The sequence below is a fragment of the Fimbriimonadaceae bacterium genome (assembly GCA_019638795.1).
Lineage (GTDB): Bacteria > Armatimonadota > Fimbriimonadia > Fimbriimonadales > Fimbriimonadaceae > JAHBTB01.
On record JAHBTB010000002.1, the window covers coordinates 164,320 to 187,662 of the forward strand.

The following is a 23,343-nucleotide window of genomic DNA, read 5'->3' on the forward strand; positions in this document are numbered from 1 at the left end:
CGCCCCGATAAATCACGGGGCGGAACCAAGTCGGGGAGGTCAGACCTTGAGGTCGACGATCCCGCTGACGCCCACGCCGTCGACGGCTTTGAGCTTCTTGGCGTCGGTCACGTCGGTGGTCGAGACGGGGATCAAGGCGCGCAGGTGGATCTCACCGAACATCTCGATCTCCGGCGAGGCCACGGCCCGGACCTTTTCGACGTTCGACTTGGAGCCCATCACCTGGGCGGCGCCGATGGCCCCGCGGCTTCGAAGGCCGACGGTCAGGATCGGGACAACTTTGGTGTAGCTCTTGTTGGTGTCCTCGTGGCCGGTGATCTTGTTGAACTCCCGGTTGATGTCGCCGCCAAAGCGGTCGACGACGGCCCCCACGCCAAGGATCTTGAGAACTTGCTTGATCTGCCCGGCCCCGGCGACCCCGGCGACAAAAATGGCGGCGCCGACCATGGCGGAGCGGACAACGGCTTTACGGTCCATAACATGAGTTTAGACGACCCCATCGCCATGATGGGTTCGGGCTGGCCCAGGCCCAAAAGGGACTCGGCCCCGGCGACCAAGGTCGTCGGGGCCGAGTCGGCTTGTCAGGTCAGGTTCAGAACTTGACGGTCAGCTGGGTGGCCAAGAGGCCGCCCTTGAAGACCGAGCTCGCGCCACCGAAGCCACCCGGGTTGAAGGTCATACCCGTGCGGCTGCCGTTGTCGACGTCGCTGAACATGTACTTGAAGGTCAGGCGGCTCGTCGCACCCAGGTTGTAGCCCAGGCCGAGGGTGTACCAGCGCTGCTTCGGCTGGGTACCCGCACCGAACTTGAACTTCGTGTCCTCGTACTTGAGGTTCACGTCGAACATGTTGTTCAGCTTGAAGTCCGCGCCGATGGCGAAGTCGTCGATCTTGTCGTCGCTACCGCCAGTCAGGACGTTGTTGCCCAGACCAGCCGTGTTGCTGACACCCTTGACGAACTCACCCATGCCCCAGATCGTGAGGTTGTCGTTCGGCATGAACGAAGCAGAGATGTTGAACCCTTCAAAGTTCACCGGGCTCTGCCAAGTACCGAACTGACCCCAGTCGCCAGGAGCGAGGAAGTTCTTCTCGACGCGGCGGTAACCGCCACCGATCTGGAACTTGCCCGCGTTGTAGGTCAACTGAGCGTGCCAAGCAGCGTTGTCGCTGTCGACGGTGCTGCTGTTGTTCTCGTTCAGCTGCGACTTCGAGTACGCGCCATAGACGTTGATCTTGTCGAACTTGAGCTTGATCTCACCGCCGTAGACGTTCATCCGGTTGACGACGCCAGCAGGGACCGTCGAGCGGGTGTTGCTGTCCAACCAGAGGTAGGCCAGGTTCACGCTGCCCATGTCGCCGATCGGGAACTTGAGCTGGACGCCCAGGTTCTGGTCGATCTGGCTACCGGTCATGCCGATGCCGATCGGGTTCAGGTCGACGCCGTTGGTGCTGTTGCGGGCGCTGTTGCGGCCGCCCATCACCTTCAGGTCAGCCTTTCCGAACTTGAAGTTCAGGATGCCGCCGTCGAAGTAGTAGTCGCCGTTCTCGCGAGCCGAGTTCTCGAAGTACTCCGAGGTGTACTCAGTGCGCTGGAACAGGTAGTGACCGACCTTCGTGTGGACGCGACCGACTTGGGCGCTGAAGCCCTGGCCCGCGAGGCTGGCGTCATAGTTGACGGCCAGGTCTTGCAGGTAGACGTCGGTGGCGCCCTCGACAGCCAGGCGTCCGCCCGGCATGTAGGCGCCGTAGGCACCCAGCGTGTCGAGCACGTTACCGATGACGAGCGTACCGGCGACCTTCGGGCCCTCGTTCGTCGACTTGAAGTTCAAGGCGAGCTGGTGGAGGACCGAGAAGTTGCGGGTCATGCCAGCGGCAAAGCCGGTGTTCCGGTCGGCGCCGATGATCTCGCCGCCGTGGAGGATGCCCAGGTTGTTGTCGCTGCTGTGACCGGCGAGGATGAGGAGGTCAGCTTGGCCGTGGATGTCCAGAGCCGGCTTGTAGGCTTCGAGGGCCTTCAGGCGGGCTTCGTGGTCAGCCAACTGCTTCTTCATGTCTTCGACGTTGACGCCGAGGCCAGCGAGTTCCTTCTCAAACTCCTTGCTGAGCTTCTTGAGCTCAGCAATGTCGCCCGAGTAGTCCTTCATGCCGGCGACCGCGGACTTGAGCTCGGAGAGCTGGTCCTTGAGCGCCTGGATGTCGCCGCTGTTGTCGGTGCCGCCACCGCCACCGCCCGACGGGCGGGCTTCGAGGGCCTTGATCTGGCCTTCGATCGCCTTGAAGCGCTCGTCATAGATCTTCCACAGGCGGTCGATCGCGACGGCGAACTCGTAGCGGGTCATTTCGCGCGGGCCGCGGAACTTACCGTCGGGGTAACCAATCAGGACTTTGCCCTTCAGGTTGGCGACGGCGTCATAGGCCCAGTGGTTGTCCGGAACGACGTCCGGGAATTGGTCTTGAGCGAACGCCGGGACGACCAGCGCGACGCCAAGAAGTGTGCTCAGAGCGAGCTTCATCATGCGGTTCATGTTTGGCTCCAAACTCAGGCCGACCTTGGCTTGACGTTTGTCGCTTGTGCCCACCGCGGGGACCGGACTCCGGACCTCACAACTTTCCTTAAGTTCCCTGTGAAGCCAAGCCCGTCTGCGATTGCTTAGCGACGCGTCCTGCGTCAGTCGTCCTGATGGCATAGACACGGGCTCTACGCCTGTGTGGAATATTGGCATGTCGCGCATGCCTGCGTCCCGATCCTGGTGGGCTTACTAGGTCTTTTGGGCCCAGACCCTCTAGGACCGAACCAAGGCGAGGAGTTCTTCCGTCTTCGCCTGGAGCAGAGCCTTGTCGCCCCGGGTCTCCACGTTGAGCCGGATGACAGGCTCGGTGTTGCTCCCCCGTAGGTTGAACCGCCAGTCCTTGAACTCAAGGCTCAGGCCGTCGGTCTTGTCGACTTCGCCCCCCGGATAGGCCGCTTCCACCCTGGCCAGGGTCGCCTTGACGTCGGAGACCGTGGAGTTGATCTCTCCGCTGCAGGGGTAACGGTCCATCATCCCCCCGACAAGCTCGCCCAGGCTCTTGCCGGTCTGGGCCATCAGCCGCAGGGTCAGGAGCATCGGGATCATGCCGCTGTCGCAGTACCAGTGCGCCTTGAAGTAGTGGTGGGCGCTCATCTCGCCGCCGTAGACGGCGTTCTCGGCCCGCATCCGTTCCTTGATGAAGGCGTGGCCGCTCTTGCACATCACCGCGCGTCCGCCGTGCCGCCCGACGATCTCGACCGTGTTCCAGGTGAGCCGGGGGTCATAAATGATCGCCGCGCCGGGGTTGTCGGCGAGGATCGACTGGGCAAGCAGCCCCACCAAGTAGTAGCCCTCGATGAACTCGCCGCGCTCGTCCACAAAGAAGCAACGGTCGTAGTCACCGTCCCATGCGATGCCGAGGTCGTACTTACCCGTCTTCATCGCCTCGACGACCGGGGCGCGGCTTTCCTCTAGGATCGGATTGGGGACACCGTTCGGGAAATTTCCGTCCGGCTCGAACATCATCTTGGTCACTTGGAGCGGGACGTGCGGCGCCAAGGCCTCCATCGCGACCCCGGCGGCCCCGTTGCCGGGACTCGCGAGGACCTTGAAGTCTTTCAGGGCGTCCGCCGGACAAATCTGGAGGAGGTGCCGGACAAAGTCGGCGTAGGCGTCGCGCTTGGTGTTGACCGCCGACCCGTTCCCCGGGCCGACCTTGCCGCCCAAGATGTCGGCGGCGTCCTTCTCAATGTCGTAGAGCCCCGTGTCTCCGCTGATGGGGCGGCTCTCCTGCCGGACCATCTTCATGCCGTTGTACTCCGGCGGGTTGTGGCTGGCCGTGATCATCACGCCGCCGTCGTAGCCGTAGGCGGCGGTGGCAAAGTAGACCATCTCGGTGCCGACCATGCCGAGGTCGACGACGCTGGTGCCCTCTTCGTTAAGGCCTTGGGTGAGGGCCTCGGCCAGCTCAGGGCCGCTCAACCGGATGTCGTGGCCGACGCAGACGGTCTTGGCGCCCGTTTGACGGGCATAGGCGCGTCCGACCGCCCGTGCGACCTCTGGGTTCAGCTCGCCGGGCACCTTGCCGCGGACGTCGTAGGCTTTGAAGCAGGCAAGATACTGGCCCATTTGCGCGGCAAGGTTACCAGGCTGGCCCAGGGGGACCAGGTAAGACCAGACGATGCCAGCCCAACTCATCGGGGCCCATATGCCGACCGGCAAAGGCCTGCCGCTTGCCCTGAAGAACGGTGTCGGCATCGGGTGCACCGCGGTGCAAGTCTTCACCTCCAGCCCCCAGAACTGGGCGGCAAAGCCAGTGACCGACGAGATGGCCGACGCCTTCCGGGCCGCGGCCCAAGAGTCGGGGTTGGGCCGGCACACGGTGAGCCATGACAGCTACCTGATCAACCTGGCCAACGCCGACGAAGACAAGCGCCGGCAGGCGATGGAGGGGCTGAAGGGCGAGATGCGGCGGTGCGACCGGTACGGCATCCCCTTCGTCGTCAGCCACATGGGGGCGCACTCGGGGCAGGGAGAAGAGGTCGGGCTGGCCCGGGTCGCCGAGTCGGCGCGTGAGGTCTTGGCCGACACGCCCGGTTCGGTGACCCTGCTGATGGAGACGACGGCCGGACAAGGGTCTTCGCTCAACTACCGGTTTGAACACCTTGCCACGGTCATCGAGGCGGCCGGCGACCCGGCCAGGCTGGCCGTCTGCCTGGACACCTGCCACATCTTTGCCGCCGGCTACGACATCCGCACGGCGGAGGCCTACGAGGCGACCTTCGCCGAGTTCGACCGCCTCGTCGGATGCGACCGGATCAAGGTGGTCCACTGCAACGACAGCAAGAAGGGTCTGGGCACACGGGTGGACCGCCACGAGCACCTGGGTGAAGGCGAGATCGGCCCGGTGGCGTTCCAGTGCCTGGTGAAGGACCCCCGGTTCGAGCAGACGATGATCGTCGTCGAGACGCCGGAGGCCGACACCCACCACGCCGTCAACGTGGCCCGGCTATGGGAATGGGCGCGGGCCTAGTCGGATGACGGCCTGGTGAATACCGGGCTCGCACAATCCCCAGAAACTCACCCTCCAGTGCAGGTTTTTCATGCCGAAAACCTGAAGTGATGGTCGAACTTGCCGTCCGCTGTTGCGTGGCCCTGGCTGTTTTTGGCGTCTCTTTGGCGACGGGAAAGCCCGAGTTCGACTTCGTCTGGAAGCTCTGCTTGGTCGGGCTCGCGTACTTCGGGGTCCTCTACATGGTGGAGAAGAAGGGCCTGCGCAACGGAGGGGTCGCGGGGATCGCCGCCGTCATCGACGCGGCCTGGATCGCCGCCGCCCTCAGCAACGCCCACACCCTACAGTTCTACGGCTTTCTCGTCCTCGCCCCCATGATGTGGGCCGCCGGCAAGTACGAGGCGGAAGCCGCGTCAATGGCCCCGCTCGTCGCCGCGACCATCATGGTCGGGTCGAACCTCTTCGGGGGGGAGGGGTTCACCGCCCCCGTCATGCTCCACACCGTCGGCGTCCTCGTCGTCGGCTTGCTGGGCAACCAAACCCGTGTCGTCGTCGAGGAAAAGAAGGTCTTCGTCACCGCGGAGGCGGCCGGAGAGAAGACCAAGACGCCCAGCGACAACGGCGAGCTCCGCGCCACCTACCGTGCCTTAAAGCAACACACCGACGACCTTCAGCGACGGCACCGCCGCGACCAAGCGATGGTGAAACTGTTCGACTCGGTGAACCGGGCGACCGACAACCCGTTCCAGGGCCTGTCCGAAGCGGCCAAAGAGAGCTCGGGGGCCGAAGGGGTCGTCGTCTTCGGTGCGACCGACGGAGGCCGTCGTCTGCTCGTCGAGGCCGCGTCGGGCAAGTTTCCCGTCGGGTCGGCGGAAACGCACTTTGACATTCCCATGGGCATGAGCGACGCCCAAATGCGCCACCTCTTTGAGAAGCGCTTCAACGCGATCAAACCGGAAGGCGACGCCACCCAGGTCGGCACGGCCCTCCTGAAGCGCAACGGGCGCGTCGTCGGCATGGTCGCCCTGTTCCACCAGACGCTCAAGGGCCTGGAAGCCGCCCTCCAGGTCGTCGGCGACGCCGCCGACAGCCTGGCCCACCTTCTGGCCGCCCAACGCGAGCGCGACATGGAACGGCGGCGGCTGCGCGAGACCGAACTCCTCTACACCGTAGCGACCACCGCCCAGGGCTCGGAGTCCAAAGAAAACTTGGTGTCCCGGGTCGTGCGGGAGCTTGGCGAGGTGCTGCGTCTCGACCATCTGGCCGTCAACTTCCTGCAGGACGCCTCCGCGGTCCAGGTCGCCCTTCGGGGGTTGCCCGTCCAGCCGGTCGAGTCGATGTCGTTCGCTTATGGGCCGGGCCTGCACGGTTGGCTCAAGCTCGGAGCGCCGGAGATCGTCATGGTCGACGCCTTGGCCGACGACAGGTTCCCGAAGACCGAGGCGGTCAAGAAGCGGATCGGCAGCGTCGTCGTGCTTCCCGTCAGCTTCGGCGAGGAGCCTTACGGGTTCCTGACCGCGGCGACCCACCGGGTCGGCGGCGTGGACAACGCCCGCCTCGAGACGCTCCGTGTCGTCACCGCCGAACTTGGCCACGCCTTGGCCCGGCACGAGCAAGGTGGCCGAGACCCCGAGGGCCTGATGACGCCCAAGGAGTTCCAAGACTGCCTGAAAGGCATGGGCCGCGGTTGCCTGGTCTACCTTGACGTCCCTCGCCGCGAAGACCTTGTCGAGTCGTATGGCCGGCCCGCCTACGACCTGGCCGTCCGCAAGTTCGCGATGCGGCTGCGCGCGAAGTTGCCGACCGGGTCGGGCCTGTGCCGCCGCGACGAGGGCGACTACGTCGTCGCGTTGCGCGACGTCGCCGAACCGTTTGCCCGGAGTTGGGCCAACGAAGCCGCCGCCATCGCGTCGATGGTGGCCCTCACCACGCCCGACGGCCGGGCGCGCATCCCCCTGGCGTTGCGGGCGAAAGTCGCCGCCTTTGGCCCGCAAAACCACCTGATTTCCGAAAAGACTTCCGCATAAGATGAGAAATACACCAGGACAACGTGACAGGACGGCCGTTCGTCGGACTAACATGTCGGGACGCTTGCACGGCGGGGCTTCGGTTGGAGCGTCCAGGCAGGCGCGAAAGCCGAAGGGTGGCCAGTGGCTGGGGAGCGCTGGCGACGCGAACGTTATTGCAATCAGGCTTGAGGAGGCGAAATTGATGCTGCAGTCTTATAACTGGAGGCAGGCCAAGGAGGCGTGTCTGGAAACACTGGCCAAGGACCCGGACCACTTGGGCGCACTTGAGACCATCGCCCAGGCCCAGTGGTTTGGTGGCGAGTTCGACGCTGTCATTGCGACAATGACCCGGCTGCTCCGGCTCAATCCTCACGAGCCCGGCTACCGCTACACCCGAGGCATGGCCCGCCTAAGCCAGGGCGACCTGACCCATGCCGCCGAAGATTTTCGCCGCGCCCTTGCCCAGAGCAACATCGCGGCCTTCCGCGAGCAAGTCGCGAGTTCCTTGGACGCCGTCGAACTCTGGATGGAAGACCTCGCCTGCGGCCGCCCGGTCCGCCACAAGGGGACGTGGGTCCCCGCGATGGGCATCCGCTCGACCCAGCCGCGGAACGACGTCCTTCACTAGCCAAAGGCAAAGAAACTCCACCCCGCCGGGTGGAGTTTCTCATTGCTGTCTCCGGCTCAGCGCAGGGCCGACGCTTCGTCGGTGCGTTCCCAGGGGAACGCCGGGTTGCCGAAGTGGCCGTTCTTGGCCGTCGGCGAGTATTTGAAGTCCAAGAGACCGAGGTGCTTGATGATGCCCTGCGGCGACATGTCGAACGTGGCGCTGACCCGCTCGCGGATCGTATCCACCGGCACTGTCTCGGTGCCGTAGGTCTCCAGGTTGACCGCGACCGGCTGTTCGACACCGATGGCGTAGGCCAAGGCCACCTGGACGCGGGTGGCCAGACCAGCGGCGACGACACACTTGGCCACGTGGCGGGCCATGTAGGCCGCGCTCCGGTCGACCTTGGTGGGGTCTTTGCCGCTGAAGGCGCCGCCGCCATGGGGGCACATGCCGCCATAGGTGTCGACGATGATCTTTCGACCGGTGAGACCGGTGTCGCCCTGCGGCCCCCCGGTGACAAAGCGCCCGGTCGGGTTGATGTGGTAGGTGATGTCACCCTTCGCGTAGGTCGCGTACTGGGCAAGCACCGGCCTGATGACATGCTCATGGACGATCTCTTGGATGTTGCGCTCGACCTCGGCGTTGTGCTGCTGGCTGACGACGACGGTGTTGATCCGCGTGGGCCGTCCGTCCTCGTATTCCACGGAGACTTGGCTCTTGGCGTCCGGCCGTAGGCCCAAGCTGGGCTGCTCGCGGCGGACGGCGGCCGACTGGCGCATCATCGCGTGGGCCACCGCGATCGGCAGGGGCATGAGCTCCGGAGTCTCGTCCGTGGCCATGCCGAACATCATCCCTTGGTCGCCGGCGCCTCCGGTGTCGACGCCCCGGGCGATGTCGGGGGACTGCCCTTGGATGCTGACCATGACGCCGCACATCTCACCGTCAAAACCGATGTCGGTGCTCGTGTAGCCGACGTCGGTGATCGTCTTGCGGACGAGTTTGGCGACGTCGACGTACCCCTCTTTCATCGTCAACTCGCCGGTGACGACGGCAAGGCCGTGGGTGACCAGCGTCTCAATCGCGACTCGGGCGTGCTTTTCTTGCTCCAAGGCGCTGTCAAGGACGGCGTCGGAAATCTGGTCGGCGAGCTTGTCGGGGTGCCCCTCGCTGACACTTTCGGATGTGTGGATCTGCCGGTAAGACATCGAACCGGCGGGCAGGATACCGATTGGCGGCCTGACGGGGGCCCAAGAAGGTCCCTCGTACATACACCTGGTTGGGCGTCACGCTGGGTCAGCACTACGCCCTTAAGTCGGGCATCACCGCCGGCGGGACGCTCAATGTGACCGACGCTTACGGACTCTCGTCCGTCGGCATCGGCATCTTTGGCCCGGGCAACTTGTTCATCTCGGGTGGCGGGTCCCCCAACGGGGACGACTACAACGTCATCTCCGCTGCAGGTCACGAGAGCCAGCCTCAACTCAACTCGATCCCCTTGGTCCAGGACACCTTGGTCAACCAACTCAACGTCGCCTCGATGAGCGAGAGTGACATCAGCAACGTGGCGTTCCACTACGGGTCCGACATCAACGACCCCACCATCACCTCGGTGCCCGAGCCCGTCTCGCTGGCCGTCCTTGGCCTCGGGGCATTGGCCGTGGCCCGACGCCGCAAGGCCTGAACTGGGACTCGCGTCTCTCCTGCCGGGACAGCCTCAACAAGGCTGTCCCGCACCGTCCGTCACCGCCGATTGACTTTCCACTGCTCGTTCTGGACGGCCCGAAGCGAGTCGCGCAGGCCCTGCTCAAAAATGTACGACACCTCGTCGAAGTCGGTGACCACCCCGTCATGGATCCCCGACCCGTGCCGGTGGAGCCAGACGGTGTTGTCCTCCGGCCCGCCGTGCCACCGGTAGGCGTAGACGATGTCGCCCCCGAAGCGGCAAACCCCGCCCACACTCCGCGAGAAAGCCCACTCGTTGCCCATCATTTTGGTCCACCAACCGGATCCCGTGGCGATTTGGCGACACAGGTAGTTGAGACCGGGGTCGCCCGCCTTGTCCTTGTGCCCCTTGCAATAGACCTGGTACTGCCCGTCCTCGACCAAGAGGACCGGCCGCCCCGTGCACCGGGCCGGGGTCTTCTCGCCTCCGACGGTCAGGGGCTTGCCGACCTCCTTCCACCCGTCCCCTGACCGGGCCAGCTCGTGGACCACCATGACCCCGGTGATCACGCCATGGTCCTCCACGGTGACGACGGCCAAGCGGTCTTTGTCCTGACGCCACGCTACTCCAGCCGGGGCCAGGCTCGTCAACCCGAGACTCTGCGGCTTTGCGGCCCGGTCCCGCAGGTCGACGACGGTCAACTCCCCGCCTTTGCCCCGCACGACCGCTGAAACGCGGCCCTTCACCATGGCCAGCACGGGTTCGCCGGCCTCGTCGAAGCGCCGGTTGGCCACCTGCACCGTGTCCCCCGGCCCGTGGGTGAGCGTCGTCAACTTCCAGCCCTTGGGAGTCTGATGGGCGAGCCACAGCGACTTGGCGTCGCCGAGGGCGGAGACGTCGCTGGCGACGTCGTCGGGCGGGCCCTGGTACACCCGGTTGAACTTGCCGTCAGGCTCAACCCGGTAGACGGCGAGCCGGGCCAGGTCTTCGGGGGTCGGGCTGTACTTGTCGCCTGAGCCGCCTTCCGGCACCGCGTTGTAGAGCCCGCCGCCCCAAGCGGCCACTGCCGGTGACCCGCTGACCTTCGGGCCCTTGACCAGGCCGCGGATGCCGACCGAATAGCCGTCGTCGATGTTCGCCCGGACATGGTGTTCGCCGACGACGCCGTTGCGGTTCCAATCCACCGCCGTGTGGGTCTCGTCGATCTTTTTGACCGTGTAATGACCCGGCCGTTTGCTGAGGTATTCGAGGTCGGCGTAGGGGAACGGCAACACTTCGTCCAGGTCGGTCATCTTGAGCCGCAGACTGGCGAACCGCCCCGTGCTGAAGTGGACTTTGTCCGGGCTGCCGTCGAACTGGTACAGGTAGTCGTAGTTCATCAGGCTCGTGTGGAGGGGTGACCCGACGCCGGTGCTCTTCGGCTCGTGGGGCAGGCCTAGTTGGTGGCCCACCTCGTGGACGATCGTCCAAGAGTTGTAGCCCGTGCCGCACCAGTCAGGCCGGTTGGCCTGACCGCCCCCGCCCGGGCTGTTCTCGACAAGGACGCCGTGACCCAGGCCGCGCCACTCTTCGGGCATGGCCTCGTCGTAGAGCTGGGCGTAGCTCCGGTTGTTGAACTTGGCGTCCAACGGGGGCAAGACGACCGGGACAAGGTGCAGCCCCGGCTTGCCGTCCGGGTTTTGGTGGGGCATCTCGGCATAGAACCGCGTCAACCGGTCGATCGTCGGCTGCAGCTTTTCGGGTGTCAAGCCGGGACGGGGCCGAAAGACGATGACCAAGTCCGCATGGTCTGGCTTGCAACCCGCCGACTTGGGGTCGAGCGGGCCGAAGCCCTTCGTCTCCCAGGAGTCGCACAGGCCGTCGCCGTCCCGGTCGGCCCATGGCGAATCGACCGCCTGGGTCAGGGCGGCCGCGGCAACGAGGCAGGTCAACATCGCGGGGCAAGTCTACCGGCGCAGGTACTCGCCTCAGACTCGAGTGACGCCCCAGAGCGGCATGGTCCACCGTGGGCGGAAGTCAAGGCGCTCGTAGACCCCGATCGCCCGGTGGTTGTCGTCGTCAACATGGAGAAAGGGCTGGTCCCCTTCAGCTTGAATGTGGGCGACCGTGTGGGCGACGAGCAGGCTGGCCAGTCCCTGGCCAAGGTGTCCAGGGTGGGTGCACACCGCGGTCACCTCGGTGTAGCCGTCCATGCGGAACCTTGTCCCCGCCATGGCGGCCAGCCTGCCCTCCTGCTTCACCCCGAAGAAGGCCCCCGCCCGGGCCGTCCCGGCGCGAAAGTAGGCGGGATAAACCATCTCGGTGAGTTCGACCATGGCGGGAATGTCGGCCTCACCCAACCGCACGACCCGGGGGTCGCCTCCTTCCCGCCTTGGCCCTTCATAAACCATCTGCACAATGGCGGCGGTCCGGTCGAGACGCCAGGCCGAGGAGAGGGCCGGCGCGACCGCCCCGAACACCATCGACTCGCCCGGAGCCACAAGGTCGGCCGCTTCTTGCTCCGCACGCTCGGACGGCTCGCCGACGGCGACGAACGGGCCGAAGTCGGCCGGGTAGCGTCGGGCCGAGCCGCCTCCCACCGCCATCGCGGCATGGCGCGTGCTCAGGGCCGACCAGACCGGGTTGTCAAGAGGGTGGCGGCCAGTCATCACCAAAACCGGGTCAGGCCAGCAAGTCTGAGACCACCTCGCCAGCGACGTCGGTCAGGCGGAAGTCGCGACCCTGGTAGCGGTAGGTCAGACGTTCGTGGTCGATGCCCAGCAGGTGGAGCATCGTCGCGTGGAGGTCGTGGACACTCACGGGGTTTTCGACGATGTTGTACGAGTAGTCGTCGGTCTTGCCGTAGGTCACGCCGCCCTTGATGCCGCCCCCGGCCATCCAGACCGAGAAGCACCGGGGATGGTGGTCACGGCCGTAGTTGGTCTCGGTCAGTTCACCCTGGGAGTACACCGTCCTCCCGAACTCGCCGCCCCAGACGACGAGGGTGTCGTCGAACATGCCCCGTTGCTTCAGGTCTTTGATCAACGCGGCGCTGGGCTGGTCGATGTCGCCGGCCTGGCCCTTGATCGCGGTCGGGAGGTTGAAGTGTTGGTCCCACCCCATGTGGAAGAGCTGGACAAACCGGACGCCGCGCTCGGCCATGCGCCGGGCGAGCAGACAGTTGTAGGCGAACGACCCCTTACGGGTGACGTCGGGGCCGTACATTTCCAGAATCGAGGACGGCTCGGACTTGATGTCGAGAAGCTCGGGCACCGAAGCCTGCATCCGGAAGGCCAGCTCGTACTGGCTGATGCGCGTGTCGATCTCAGGGTCGCCCGTCACACTGCGGCGGATCGTGTTCAGGCCCATCAGCTCGTCGAGCATCTCACGCCGAGTCTCCCGGTCGATGCCGTGCGGGTCGCTGATGAAAAGCACGGGGTCGCCGGTGTTGCGGAACTTGACCCCCTGGTATTGGGTGGGCAGGAACCCAGAGCCCCACAGACGGTCGTAGAGCGGCTGGTCGTCCTTGCGCCCCGAGCCGACGCTGGTGAGGACGACGTAGGCGGGCAGGTCGCTGTTCATCGTGCCCAGGCCATAGCTGAGCCAGGCGCCGATGCTCGGACGCCCGGCAAGCTGGACCCCGGACTGGACGAAGGTCACCGCCGGGTCGTGGTTGATCGCCTCGGTGAACATCGACCGGACCAAGCACAGGTCGTCGGCCACCGAGCCGAGGTGGGGGAGCAACTCGCTCAGTTCCATCCCGCTTTGGCCGTGTTTGTTGAACTTGAACACGCTCGGCGCGACGGGGAACGACTTCTGACCGCTCGTCATACCGGTGAGCCGCTGGCCCATCCGGACCGAGGCAGGGAGCTCGGTCTTGCGTTTGTCCAACAGGTGGGGCTTGTTGTCGTAGAGCTCCATTTGGCTCGGCGCACCCGATTGGAAGAGGTAGATGACCCGCTTGGCCTTTGCCGGGAAGTGGGGCACGTCTCTGAGGCCGCCGACCCGCTTCAAGGCTTTCCCTTGACCGTCGCCAAAGGGGTTGACGGCGGCGAACCCTTCGTCGCCCAAGATGCCCATCAGGGCGGCAAGGCCGAGCCCGCCCGTCCGCCGGAGGAACGTGCGCCGGTTGAACTGGTCTTGCAGGCGGTAGTTTTCGCTCTCGTTCATTCTTTCGTCACCGTTTCGTCGAGGTTGAGCAGGGTGCTGGCGGTCACCGCGTAGGCGGCGAGGGTCGGCCGGTCGAGACTCGGGTCCGGCAGCTTGTCGCCCTCGGCAAGGATCTTGTCGGCTTCACGGGGAGCAGCCCGGTACTTGGCGATCCGCGATTCCAAACCCTTGTCCAAGACAGCGACCTCCTGGGCGGTGGGCTTACGGCTGAGGACAAGCTGGAACCCATAGGCGATCCGCGACGCCGCGGTCGGCCCCCCTTCCCGGAGCATCCGCTCGGCCAGCACTCGGGAGGCCTCGACATACGTGACGTCGTTCATCAGGGTCAGGGCCTGGAGAGGCGTGTCCGTCCGGGCGCGGTGCACCCGGCAGGTCTCGCGCGACGGCACGTCGAACAGCAGCATGTTCGGTGGGGCCGCGGTCCGCTTCCAGATCGTGTAGAGGCTCCGCCGGTACAGCCCGTCGCCGGTGTCGTGCTTGTAGTTGCGGAGGTTGCCGTAGACGTTGGTCTCGTCCCAGACGCCGTCTGGCATGTAGGGCCGCACCGACTCTCCCCCGATCTTCTCGACGAGGAGCCCACTGACATAGAGCGCCTGGTCGCGGATGACCTCGCCCTTGAGGCGGAAACGGGGGCCACGCGAGACCAGCTTGTTGTCAGGGTCCTTCTCGCGCTTCAGCGGCGAGACGACGGAGGACTGGCGGTATGCCGCGCTCGTCACCAGCTCGCGCCACATCGCCTTCAAATCCCACTTCAGTCTCACCAACTCTGTGGCGAGCCAGTCGAGCAGCTCTGGGTCGGTCGGGTAGTCGGCCCGGGTGCCAAAGTCCTCGATCGTCCCGACGATCCCGTTGCCGAACAGCCGTTCCCACATCCGGTTCACCGTCACGCGGGCGGTGAGGGGGTTGTCGGGCGACACGATCCAGTAGGCGAGGCCGAGCCGGTTGTTCGGGACTCCCTTGGGCATGGGCGGCAGGAACGAAGGCAGACCGGCGGTGACCTTCTCGCCGTGGTGGTCGTATTGGCCTCGCTCAAGGACAAAGCAGTCGCGGGGCTTGGGCATCTCGGCCATCACCATCACGTTGGGGACCGCCGCGTTGATCTCGTCGCGTTCGCGCACGGCCGCGGCCCGCTGTTTGTCCCGGGCGGCGAACCCGGGGTCAGTGGCCAAGCAATAGAAGCGGGCCATCTCGCGCTTCTGGGCCGGGGTGCGCTTACTCGGGTCGACGGAGACGACGGGCAGGGCCGGTGACGTCGAGGCCAGTGTGGCGGCTTCGGCGGGGGTGAGCGCGCGGTTGAAGACCGCCACGTCGTCGACAGCGCCGTCGAACTGCTCCGAGTCGGTGCGACGCCCGACCCGGGTGTCGACGGTCGTCCGCGTCGTGGCAGACAAGGTGTCCATGTCCACGTTCAGGGCCACCGGTCGACCGTTGATGTACATCTTCATGCCGGCGGCCTTGGAAGAGCCGTCATAGGTGACGACCAGGTGCGACCATGCGTTCTTCGGGATGGTCTCCTTTGCCGAGACCTTCAGCGCGTTCTCCGGCCACTTGTTGATGATATGGGCCTGCGGCCGGCCACCGACCACCGAGCACTCCCACCCACGGAACCCGTTGTTCGAGTCCATTCGGGCGAGCGGCGCGCCCTCCCCGCTCCGGGGGTCGACCCACAGGGCGAAGCTGAACGGCTGGTCTCGTTCAAAGTCGCCGACCTGTCCCAGGTTGACGAATCCCTTGGCACCCGTCGTCACCGCCCCGGTGGCCCGGCCGGGCCCATAGCTGACCTCACCTTCGGCCTTGCCCGTCCCCGGCACAAGGCGGTACCGGGCGACCAGGCCGTCCTTGACCTCGCCCAGAAGGTTGGCGGGACGCCACGCCGCGGCGACGGACTCCTTCTTTGCCGCCTCGGCGTCGAGCCACGCGTCCAACTGGTCGACGACCTTGCCCAAGTGGGCCAAGCGGGCGGACTGCGCTTTGGTCGGGGCAGGCATGGTCGGCGGATGGTTGACCGGGCGCTCCTCACCTGTCCCCGACTCGGGGACGTTGTTGAAGTAGGCGAAGAGACGATAGAAGTCCTTCTGGCTGATCGGGTCGTACTTGTGGTCATGGCACCGGGCACAGCCGGCCGTGAGCCCGAGCCACGTGGCCGAGGTGGTCTCGACCCGGTCGATGACGGTCTCGACCCGCCATTCTTCGGCAATGACGCCGCCCTCTGTGTTGATCCGGTGGTTCCGGTTGAATCCCGTGGCCAACCTCTGCTCCATCGTCGCGTTGGGCAGGAGGTCTCCGGCGAGCTGTTCGACCGTGAACTGGTCATACGGCATGTTCTTGTTGAAGGCGTCGATGACCCAGTCACGCCACCGCGATTGGAAGCGTTGGAAGTCGGCCTGGTAGCCGTTGCTGTCGGCATACCGGGCGTAGTCCATCCAGTCCATCGCCATCCGCTCGCCATAGCGGGGCGAGGCGAGCAACCGGTCGACGACCTTCTCATAGGCGTCGGGCGACTTGTCGTTGACGAACGCGTCGACTTCCGCCGGGGTGGGCGGCAGTCCGGTGAGGTCGAGCGACACCCGGCGGACGAGGGTCGGACGGTCGGCCTCGCCTTCGGGCGAGAGGCCGTGGGCCTCCAGGTTCGCGAGGACGAAGCGGTCGATCGCGTTCTTGGGCCAAGAGCTTTCCTTGACGGTAGGCAAGGGGGGCCGGACTGGCTTGACAAAAGCCCAGTGCTCCTTGTACTCCGCCCCCTGCTCGATCCAGTCACGGAGTGTCTGCTTCTCTTCTTTGCCCAGCTTCTTGTGCGAGCTGGGGGGCGGCATGACGACGTTTTCGTCCGTCGCCATGATCCGCTTGATCAGTTCGCTCTCGTCGGGCTTGCCCGGGACGACGCCTCGTTTGCCGTCCGGTAACTGCTTGGTCGCCCCGGCGAAGGTGTCCAGCCGGAGGCCGCCCGCACCCTCTCCCGAGCTCGGCCCATGGCAATCGACACACTTGCCCAATATCTGGCGGACGTCGCGGTTGAACTCGACTTTGTCCGGCTTCTTGGTCTGTGCCGACGGAAGGACCACGGCCACGGCCAAAGCCCCCGTTCCCGCCGCCAAAGCCGTCAAGGAGCCCAACCTGCTGCACATGGTCTCAGTTTAGCCAGGCTTTGCTACGCTTTGGAGTCTGGAAAGTGTCAACGTCTCTAGAACTGGTCGGTCATGAACATCTGGGGTTTCCGTGAAAATCCCCGGCCCATGAGCCAGAGTTCGTGCCGGGGCGGCCCGGCCGGGACGGCCACGACATCGAGCATCCCTCTGGTCCCTACCCACTGGCTGCCCGGCATGACCGGCCACCGCGCATAGCGGTTGTTGACCACCGCCTCCCGACAGACCATCGCCTCGTGGCAGATGTAGCCGCCGTCAAACGGCTCGCATGGGCGGGAGACCCATTCCCAATAGCGCCACCGCTGGTCGTCCCGGCGGAGCCTGTCGGGACTCTGTTCGGCCCACTCGGCATAGACATGCCTCACCTCGTCGTTCGACAAGGCGTGGGTCTCGGCTTGGTGCATGTCGATTTCGATGTCGCATCGGACGACCTCGTCGATGACTTGGAACCCGACCTTTTCGTAGACTCTGGCCCGTTCGGCAAAGAGTAAGGCCGGGCCCGCTCCGGCGAGGGCGGCCTCGACGAGCCCGCCAGCCAACCCTTGTCCCCGCGCGTCGGGCAGCGTCGCGACACCGGCGATGCCGTCGGCCTCGCCCCAACCAAAGTGGAGCGGCGTGGTCGTCAGGATCGACACCAGCCGTCCGCCCTCGAACGCGGCCCACTTGCGGTCAAGGTCGAAGAACGGTTCGCTGAAGAACACCAGCCGGGCGCGGTCTTGGTCCAGTTCGAAAACCTCGCACAACACCGACAAGAACGCCTCCTCCTCGCCGGGGCGGATCGGCCTGAACTCCCTCAACCCCTCTTCCCCTGGGGCTTAGCGGCCGGTGGCGTCGGCGGCGGAGCGGCAGGGTCGGGGACCACCTTCACCGTCACCTCGACCTCGTTCGGGCTGAACAAGCGGACACCCTCGGGCAAGATGACCTTGACCTTGACGGTCACGTCGGCACTCGCGTTCTCAATATGGACAGACTCGGTGGACAGGCTCGCCAAGGTGGACGCCAGCTCGGGCGGCACCTGGGCCTTGAGGACGGGCGGCTTGATCGTCGTCCCCGCGTATTTGAACCCCTTGGCCGGCTGGCCAAAGAGGGACGGCGCCACAACCAATGACCGCGGGCCCAGGGAAAGGAGGTTGGCGTCGATCTCGACGGTGTCGGGTTCCACGACCAAGGCAGTGACCGGCTTGCTCTCGCGGTCCAGAAGCTCGACCTTCCACCTCGTCTCTTGCCCCTCCGCCTCCTTGTTCAGGTCGTAACCGACCACGGCCCGGGCGACCTGCGCCACCACCGACTCGGGCCCGCGGACAAGCACTTTGGGCGGCACCGTGCCTGCGGTGAGACCCTCCGGGCCGGGTTGACGGAACTCGACGGCGAAGGTGGCGCGGACCTCCTTCTCCAGGCTGATGCGTTTGATCGCGTCTCGCGGCGTGTAGGTGAGGTCGAGGTCTTTGGGGCCCTGCACCATGATCCTTGCGTTGACGTTGCCTTCACCATAGCCGGTGACGTTGGCAAACGCCCGCAGGTCTTGTTCGCGCAGGCGGTCCATGGAGGCCTGGCTACCCGTCACGTCCACGCTCACCACCGCAGGCGGATAGACGGCGGCGATCCCGTCACGGGTCTCGATGGTCAAGGGCACGTTGAAGACCTTGTTGCGCGTCGGCTCGCCGACGGCCAGCCACATGAGGATCGTCAGGACGAACGACAGGAGGAACAGGGCGATGTCTTGCCGCTTCATGGCTTGGGCGCCTCCACTTCGTCGAGCAACTCTCTTCTCAGGAAAGCCCTCAGGTCCTGGATATGCTCGATATCGACGAGTTTCCCGTCGTACGCGACACTGATCCGGCCGCGCTCCTCACTGACGATGACCACGATGCAGTCGGTCACCTCTGAAATGCCAAGACCCGCCCGGTGCCGAAGATGCTTGTTCCGGTCGACCTTGGCGCTCTCGCTGAGCGGCAACCGGCAACCGGCCGCCAAGATCACGTCACCGCGGATGACGACGGCACCGTCATGGAGCGGGTTCTCGCCGTAAAAAATCGTCTCCAGCAGGGTCGTCGTCGCCAAAGCCTCGACGCGGACCCCGTTGGCGACGACGTCGTCGAGCCGGGCGCTCCGTTCACGCTCGATGACGATCAGCGCGCCGGTGTGCGACTTGGCCAGTGAGTCCGCGGCCAAGACGACGTCCTCAAAGCTGGGCTTGGCGTGGGGGGCGCCACCCGTGAGGAACCGCGCCGACAACTTCTCGTTCCAAAAACCCAGCCGCGCCAATCCTTCGAGGGCTTGGCGGAGTTCGGGAAGAAAGAGGACGACGACGGCCACGGGGGCGAGTACCGACGCCTTGTCCAGCAAGGTGTGAAGGGTCCGGAGGTGCAGCCGGTCGCTGACCAGATAGACGACGACAAAGATCCCGATCCCGAACAGGATGCTCCAGGCCCGGCGTCCCTGGACGAGCTTGAGAAGGCGGAACAGGATGAACGCGACCAACAGGATGTCGATCCAGTTGATGAGGGCGTCGGCGGGGTTCCAGAGCCCGGAAAGGCGGGCCCGCAGGGCGTTCAGCTCTTCGTTCAAGCTCGCCGCCAGTTTAGCTTAGTCCAGCCTCGGCCGACCCCCGACTCGACGCCACGCCATAATCTTCCTCGTGGACGAGCCGCCTCTGAGGTCACTGGACGAGGTCCGCGCCGACATCGACGCGGTCGACGACGCGCTGGTCAAGGCCCTCGCGCGGCGGACGGCCCTGACCCAGGAAGTCGGGCGCATCAAGGGCGGCGACAACCGACCTTTCTTCACCCCCGAACGAGAACGGCAGATCTACGAGAAGTTGTCCAAGGTCGAGTCAGGAGCCCTTAAGAAATCCCACCTGATCGCTATCTTTCGGGAGATCATCTCCGCGGGCCGGGCGGCAGAAAAGACCCTGACGATCGCTTTTTGGGGCCCGGTGGGGACGTACAGCCACCAAGCCGCGGTGGAGACGTTCGGGCGGAGCGTCGAACTGCTGCCGGTCGACTCGATCCGCGAGGTGTTCCTTGCCGTGGACCATGGGCAGGCCGACTACGGCCTAGCTCCCATCGAGAACTCCACCGCCGGCGTCATCCCCGAGACCCTCGACATGTTTCCTTCGACTAACGTCAAGATTTGCGCTGAGACATTTATTGAAGTCCACCACCACCTCGGGTCACGGGCGCGGTCTTTGGCCGATGTGAAGCGGGTGTACGCGGGGCCCCAGCCCGCCGCCCAGTGCCGCCACTGGCTGCGTGAGCACGTCCCCCACGCCGAAGTCGTGGACATGGCCCCGACCGCCCGCGCGGCCGAGAAGGCCCTCGAGGACCACACCGGGGCGGCCATCGCCAACCGCCTGTGCTTGGAGACTTACGACCTCGACGTCCTTGCCGACCACATCGAGGACCAGAGCAACAACCGCACGCGGTTCGTCGTCCTCGGCCATAACACGCCAGCCCCGAGCGGCTCGGACAAGACGACCCTGATGTTCAACCTCCGCAACCGGCCGGGCGAGCTTTACGCGGTGTTGGGTTCGTTCAAAAAGCATGGTGTCAACCTGCTCATGATCGAGTCGCGGCCCGCCCAGAGGGCGGCGTTCGAGTACATCTTCTACGTTGACTGCGGGGGCCATCACACCGAACCCCACGTGGCGGACGCTCTGGCCGAGATCCGCGAAGAGGCGATGGAGACCGTCGTGCTCGGCAGCTACCCCAGCCACGACCCGAACCTGTCGAACTAGCCGGCCTGGGTCCTTTGACCGGGCTACTCACCGGTCCTTGTGCGGGGTTGTCTGGAACCTATGAGAAGGCCGACCGACCATCTGAGAGGCGCAACCGCAGAACTCCGGAACGTATGAGACGTCAGAGGCCGGTAAGGAGGGTTGCGGGGCACGTCGGGCCACAGGGGAATCCATGGAAATCAGGGACTACGAATCGGGCAAGCACCTGACCGACGTCGACATCGTTTTGTCGCGCGAGGAGGCCGAAGAACTGAGCGCGTACTTGTCCCGCCTGCTCCTCCGCCCGGAGATCCGCACCGTCCACCTTTCCGAGATCAACGGGCTGATGCTCGAGCGTGAGTTGACGTTCAGCATCAAGTCTCAACCCTACGCCAGCTGAGGCCCGCAAACGAGAAATCCCCTGCCCCCCTAAGGGCAGAGGACTTCTCAAGGCCGGTTGCCCGTCAGGCCTTGCGGCGTCGGGCGGCGAAGACGCCGGCCAAGGTGAGACCAGCGAGGGTAAACGGCTCGGGCACCGACTCAGTCCGGATGCTGAAGTCGTCGACAATGAAGGCGTTGTCGTTGTAGCCCGTCTCCGGCGACTCCTTGATCTCCAACCGCAGCGCGTTGCCCGTCCCGACAAAGTTGAACGACTCGTTGTGGACGTCGCTGTCGGGCTGGCCAAAGTTGCCGTGGTAGATGGTGTTTAAGGTGACCAGGTCGGTCAGGGAGACGTCAAGCTTGGGCACGTCGTTCTCGTACCAAATCTTCCAACTGAAGGAAAGGGTGTTTTGCGAGCCCAGGCCAGGGGTGACGTCCTGGTAGATGTCGACGTTGTGCCCGTTGTAGCCTTCTCCGTCGGTGTTCAGGCTATACGTCCCGCTGATGTAGGGGTAGCCGTGGTTGTGGATGGTGGCGGCATGACCGTCGGCGATGGTCCAGCCCGGGATGTCGGCGCCGGTGAAGGCCGTGTAGCTCCCGTCGTGGGAGATACCGCCGTTCCAGTTGGGCTGGTCTTCGAAGCCGCCGTTGACGACGAGTTCGGTCGCGCTCGCTTGGGCGGCAAAGGCCACAGCGAGGACCGACAAGGCAAGAGTGTGTTTGTACATAGCGCGTCCTCTACAGTGAAGCGGCCCAAGGGCCGATCGGGATCACTGAAGTGTAGCGATAAAACACGACATGAAATGTGCCAATTTGGGGCCTTCTCGCATGAATACGGGCATTAAGCGTTACGTGGTGGATTTCTTGTAACGTTCAGGCTCGACTAGGCGAGGACGAACTCCCTCAGCGCCAAGGGCACGGTGGCGTCGAAGCCCACGACGTCGAGGGTCCCCAGGTCGGCCGGGTCGGCCACGTTGAACCGGCTGGCGCACATCCCCACGACGACCAACTTGGCGGGGACACCGGTCTTCTGGCGGTACTCCTCTAGGGCCTGGACCGGGTGGACGTCCCCGTACACAGGCTCGTTGTCGGTGTAGACGACAAAGACGTCGGCCATGACCTTGTTCTTGGCCGCCCACACCATTGGCAAGGCGCAATCGGTACCCCCGAAGTTTCGGGCCTGGGTGTGCGCCATGGCGTCGGACAGATTGGTCCGGCGCGTGAAGGGCAGGCGGCTGAAGGATTCGGCGAACGCCATCGGGGTGACTTCGGACTCCGTCGCCATCGTCACCAACGCCATCGCCGTCGCCGCCTCGCAGGCCGAGAGCGGGGTGCCGCCCACCGTCGCCCAGTTCATCGACCCGGACACGTCGATCCCAAGCACATACCGCCTGCCGGTCGGTTCGACCGCCTCGAACGACCGGTAGAACGCGGCGTCAAGGGCGTCGACGACCTCCGGCACGGCGTTCCACTGCCGGTCGCCCTGGCGATAGACCTTCAGCCCGGTCAGGAGGGTGACCGGATGGACACGGGCCACTTTGATGCGTTGGAAGTCGTCGAGCCGCCGCACGACCTCCCTCACCGCGTGCGATCCCGCGCCAAGCAAGCCGACCTGAGACATGTTGCCCAGGTTCCGCACCATGGCGGCGAGGGGCATGTTGGCCAGCAGGGCTTCCCACACTTCCGCACAGTTCAGGAGCGACGCCGGGACGCATTCCCGGGGCAGGTCATGCTCGCGCACAAGCTGGGCGGCCTCCCGGGCGTCGCTCGACCGCTTGAGACGCTCAAACGCCTCCAGCCTGGGCTCGGCACCCACCAACTCCCCGTCCACGATCCATTTGTAAACCACCCGGTGGGCCTCGTCGACCGGCTTGGGATGGGCAAGGCGCAGGAGGTCGCGATGGCCCCAACCACCTCTCTGCTGGTACCGCATCGCCTGATAGGCGACGTCACCCGGGTCGGCCTCGTTGTACCAACGGCCGACCGCCGTGCGCATCGCCCGCCCCCAACCCCGCAGGCACTCGGCCTCGCTGACAAACTGGAACAGGTGGGTCCCCGTCCTCGCTACTTTGGGCAGGGCGGCAAAGGCCGACCTCCTCGTCTCCATATCTCCCAACGAGGCGGCCATGGCGAGGACGAACAGTCCGGGGCCAGGCTTGGGAGCCCGGCCCGACCGGGCCGTCTGCACAACACGCTCGACGACCTTTCCGCCCTCCCCCTTGACGAGTTTGAGGGCGTTCTCGGCCTGTTCAAGAGTCAGGTCTTGCTCGTTGACATAGTAGGTGCCGCCCTCCGTGCCCAAGACCAAGAACCGGTCGAGCAACTTCCATTCGTCGGCCTGCAACACAAAACCGCCCACCGTGGGGTCGGCCTGGCTCCCGCCCGTCACGGGATGTCTCTTAGGGACCCTCTTGTCAGCAAAGTGCCGGGTGAACCGCATCGTCTTCTCTCCTTATCGTTCCCTTGTCTTCTCTTGTCATGGTCAGGGCCCGCACGCCCCACATTGGACTACCGGCTCAGGCCAGAGAGGATTCGACCCCTGGGCCATTGCCTAGCCATGGCGGTACGGCCGGGCATGAGCGACCCACGGCGGTGGACCGAGCGGGCAAAGGATGAGGCACGGGCAGGCATGCGCCCGGCCCCTCGAAAGGA

At 65.3% G+C, this 23,343-nt stretch carries 19 protein-coding genes; 6 read left to right on the top strand and 13 right to left on the bottom strand.

The window, feature by feature from the left end:
* Positions 1-39 precede the first annotated feature (39 nt).
* The 3 genes from KF857_04255 to KF857_04265 form a co-directional block, all read right to left on the bottom strand.
* Entirely contained in the window at positions 40-477 is a 438-nt protein-coding gene (locus KF857_04255; protein MBX3111199.1) for a hypothetical protein, read from the bottom strand.
* 115 nt (positions 478-592) lie between these two features.
* Complete coding sequence (locus tag KF857_04260) at positions 593-2,515, bottom strand: hypothetical protein (protein ID MBX3111200.1); 1,923 nt, start codon at positions 2,513-2,515, stop codon at positions 593-595.
* A gap of 267 nt (positions 2,516-2,782) precedes the next feature.
* Positions 2,783-4,138 carry a phosphomannomutase CpsG gene (locus tag KF857_04265; protein MBX3111201.1) on the bottom strand — a complete coding sequence of 452 codons (1,356 nt, stop codon included), beginning with the start codon at positions 4,136-4,138 and terminating at the stop codon, positions 2,783-2,785.
* A gap of 52 nt (positions 4,139-4,190) precedes the next feature.
* Here KF857_04265 and KF857_04270 point away from each other — a divergent pair, with 52 nt between their 5' ends.
* The 3 genes from KF857_04270 to KF857_04280 all read left to right on the top strand — a co-directional run bounded on the left by KF857_04270 (position 4,191) and on the right by KF857_04280 (position 7,658).
* Entirely contained in the window at positions 4,191-5,042 is an 852-nt protein-coding gene (locus KF857_04270) for a deoxyribonuclease IV (protein MBX3111202.1), read from the top strand.
* Positions 5,043-5,131: 89 nt separating this feature from the next.
* On the top strand, positions 5,132-7,048 hold the full coding sequence (locus KF857_04275; protein MBX3111203.1) for a hypothetical protein: 1,917 nt from the start codon (positions 5,132-5,134) through the stop codon (positions 7,046-7,048).
* 184 nt (positions 7,049-7,232) lie between these two features.
* Complete coding sequence (locus KF857_04280) at positions 7,233-7,658, top strand: tetratricopeptide repeat protein (protein MBX3111204.1); 426 nt, start codon at positions 7,233-7,235, stop codon at positions 7,656-7,658.
* Positions 7,659-7,714: 56 nt separating this feature from the next.
* Here KF857_04280 and metK read toward each other — a convergent pair whose 3' ends face one another.
* Positions 7,715-8,845: a methionine adenosyltransferase gene (metK, locus tag KF857_04285; GenBank protein ID MBX3111205.1), complete on the bottom strand. Its 1,131-nt coding sequence runs from the start codon at positions 8,843-8,845 to the stop codon at positions 7,715-7,717.
* 71 nt (positions 8,846-8,916) lie between these two features.
* Between metK and KF857_04290 the strand changes: the two genes are divergently transcribed.
* Positions 8,917-9,321 carry a PEP-CTERM sorting domain-containing protein gene (locus KF857_04290; protein MBX3111206.1) on the top strand — a complete coding sequence of 135 codons (405 nt, stop codon included), beginning with the start codon at positions 8,917-8,919 and terminating at the stop codon, positions 9,319-9,321.
* 59 nt (positions 9,322-9,380) lie between these two features.
* Here KF857_04290 and KF857_04295 read toward each other — a convergent pair whose 3' ends face one another.
* From KF857_04295 to cdaA, 7 genes are read right to left on the bottom strand one after another with little or no spacing between them, the layout of a single operon-like run.
* Positions 9,381-11,237 (bottom strand): hypothetical protein, encoded by a 1,857-nt coding sequence (locus KF857_04295; protein ID MBX3111207.1) that lies wholly within the window; start codon positions 11,235-11,237, stop codon positions 9,381-9,383.
* Between the two features lie 33 nt (positions 11,238-11,270).
* A complete protein-coding gene (locus KF857_04300) occupies positions 11,271-11,951 on the bottom strand; it encodes a GNAT family N-acetyltransferase (protein ID MBX3111208.1) in 681 nt (226 codons plus the stop codon).
* Between the two features lie 13 nt (positions 11,952-11,964).
* Complete coding sequence (locus KF857_04305; GenBank protein MBX3111209.1) at positions 11,965-13,452, bottom strand: DUF1501 domain-containing protein; 1,488 nt, start codon at positions 13,450-13,452, stop codon at positions 11,965-11,967.
* Positions 13,449-16,577, bottom strand: a complete 3,129-nt coding sequence (locus KF857_04310) for a DUF1549 domain-containing protein (GenBank protein ID MBX3111210.1) — start codon at positions 16,575-16,577, stop codon at positions 13,449-13,451. Before KF857_04310 ends, KF857_04305 begins: the two co-directional genes overlap by 4 nt.
* Positions 16,578-16,633: 56 nt before the next feature.
* Entirely contained in the window at positions 16,634-17,392 is a 759-nt protein-coding gene (locus KF857_04315) for a GNAT family N-acetyltransferase (protein MBX3111211.1), read from the bottom strand.
* Complete coding sequence (locus KF857_04320) at positions 17,389-18,327, bottom strand: hypothetical protein (GenBank protein ID MBX3111212.1); 939 nt, start codon at positions 18,325-18,327, stop codon at positions 17,389-17,391. The genes KF857_04315 and KF857_04320 overlap by 4 nt, the downstream gene beginning before the upstream one ends.
* Positions 18,324-19,163, bottom strand: coding sequence for a diadenylate cyclase CdaA (gene cdaA, locus KF857_04325; protein ID MBX3111213.1), 840 nt, complete (start codon positions 19,161-19,163; stop codon positions 18,324-18,326). Before cdaA ends, KF857_04320 begins: the two co-directional genes overlap by 4 nt.
* A gap of 70 nt (positions 19,164-19,233) precedes the next feature.
* Between cdaA and pheA the strand changes: the two genes are divergently transcribed.
* Positions 19,234-20,331 (top strand): prephenate dehydratase, encoded by a 1,098-nt coding sequence (pheA, locus tag KF857_04330; protein ID MBX3111214.1) that lies wholly within the window; start codon positions 19,234-19,236, stop codon positions 20,329-20,331.
* A gap of 172 nt (positions 20,332-20,503) precedes the next feature.
* The gene (locus tag KF857_04335; GenBank protein ID MBX3111215.1) at positions 20,504-20,710 is read left to right on the top strand and encodes a hypothetical protein; all 207 of its coding nucleotides are present in this window, start codon (positions 20,504-20,506) and stop codon (positions 20,708-20,710) included.
* 64 nt (positions 20,711-20,774) lie between these two features.
* Here KF857_04335 and KF857_04340 read toward each other — a convergent pair whose 3' ends face one another.
* Positions 20,775-21,398: a PEP-CTERM sorting domain-containing protein gene (locus KF857_04340; GenBank protein MBX3111216.1), complete on the bottom strand. Its 624-nt coding sequence runs from the start codon at positions 21,396-21,398 to the stop codon at positions 20,775-20,777.
* A gap of 176 nt (positions 21,399-21,574) precedes the next feature.
* Complete coding sequence (locus KF857_04345) at positions 21,575-23,131, bottom strand: TROVE domain-containing protein (GenBank protein ID MBX3111217.1); 1,557 nt, start codon at positions 23,129-23,131, stop codon at positions 21,575-21,577.
* Positions 23,132-23,343 lie beyond the last annotated feature (212 nt).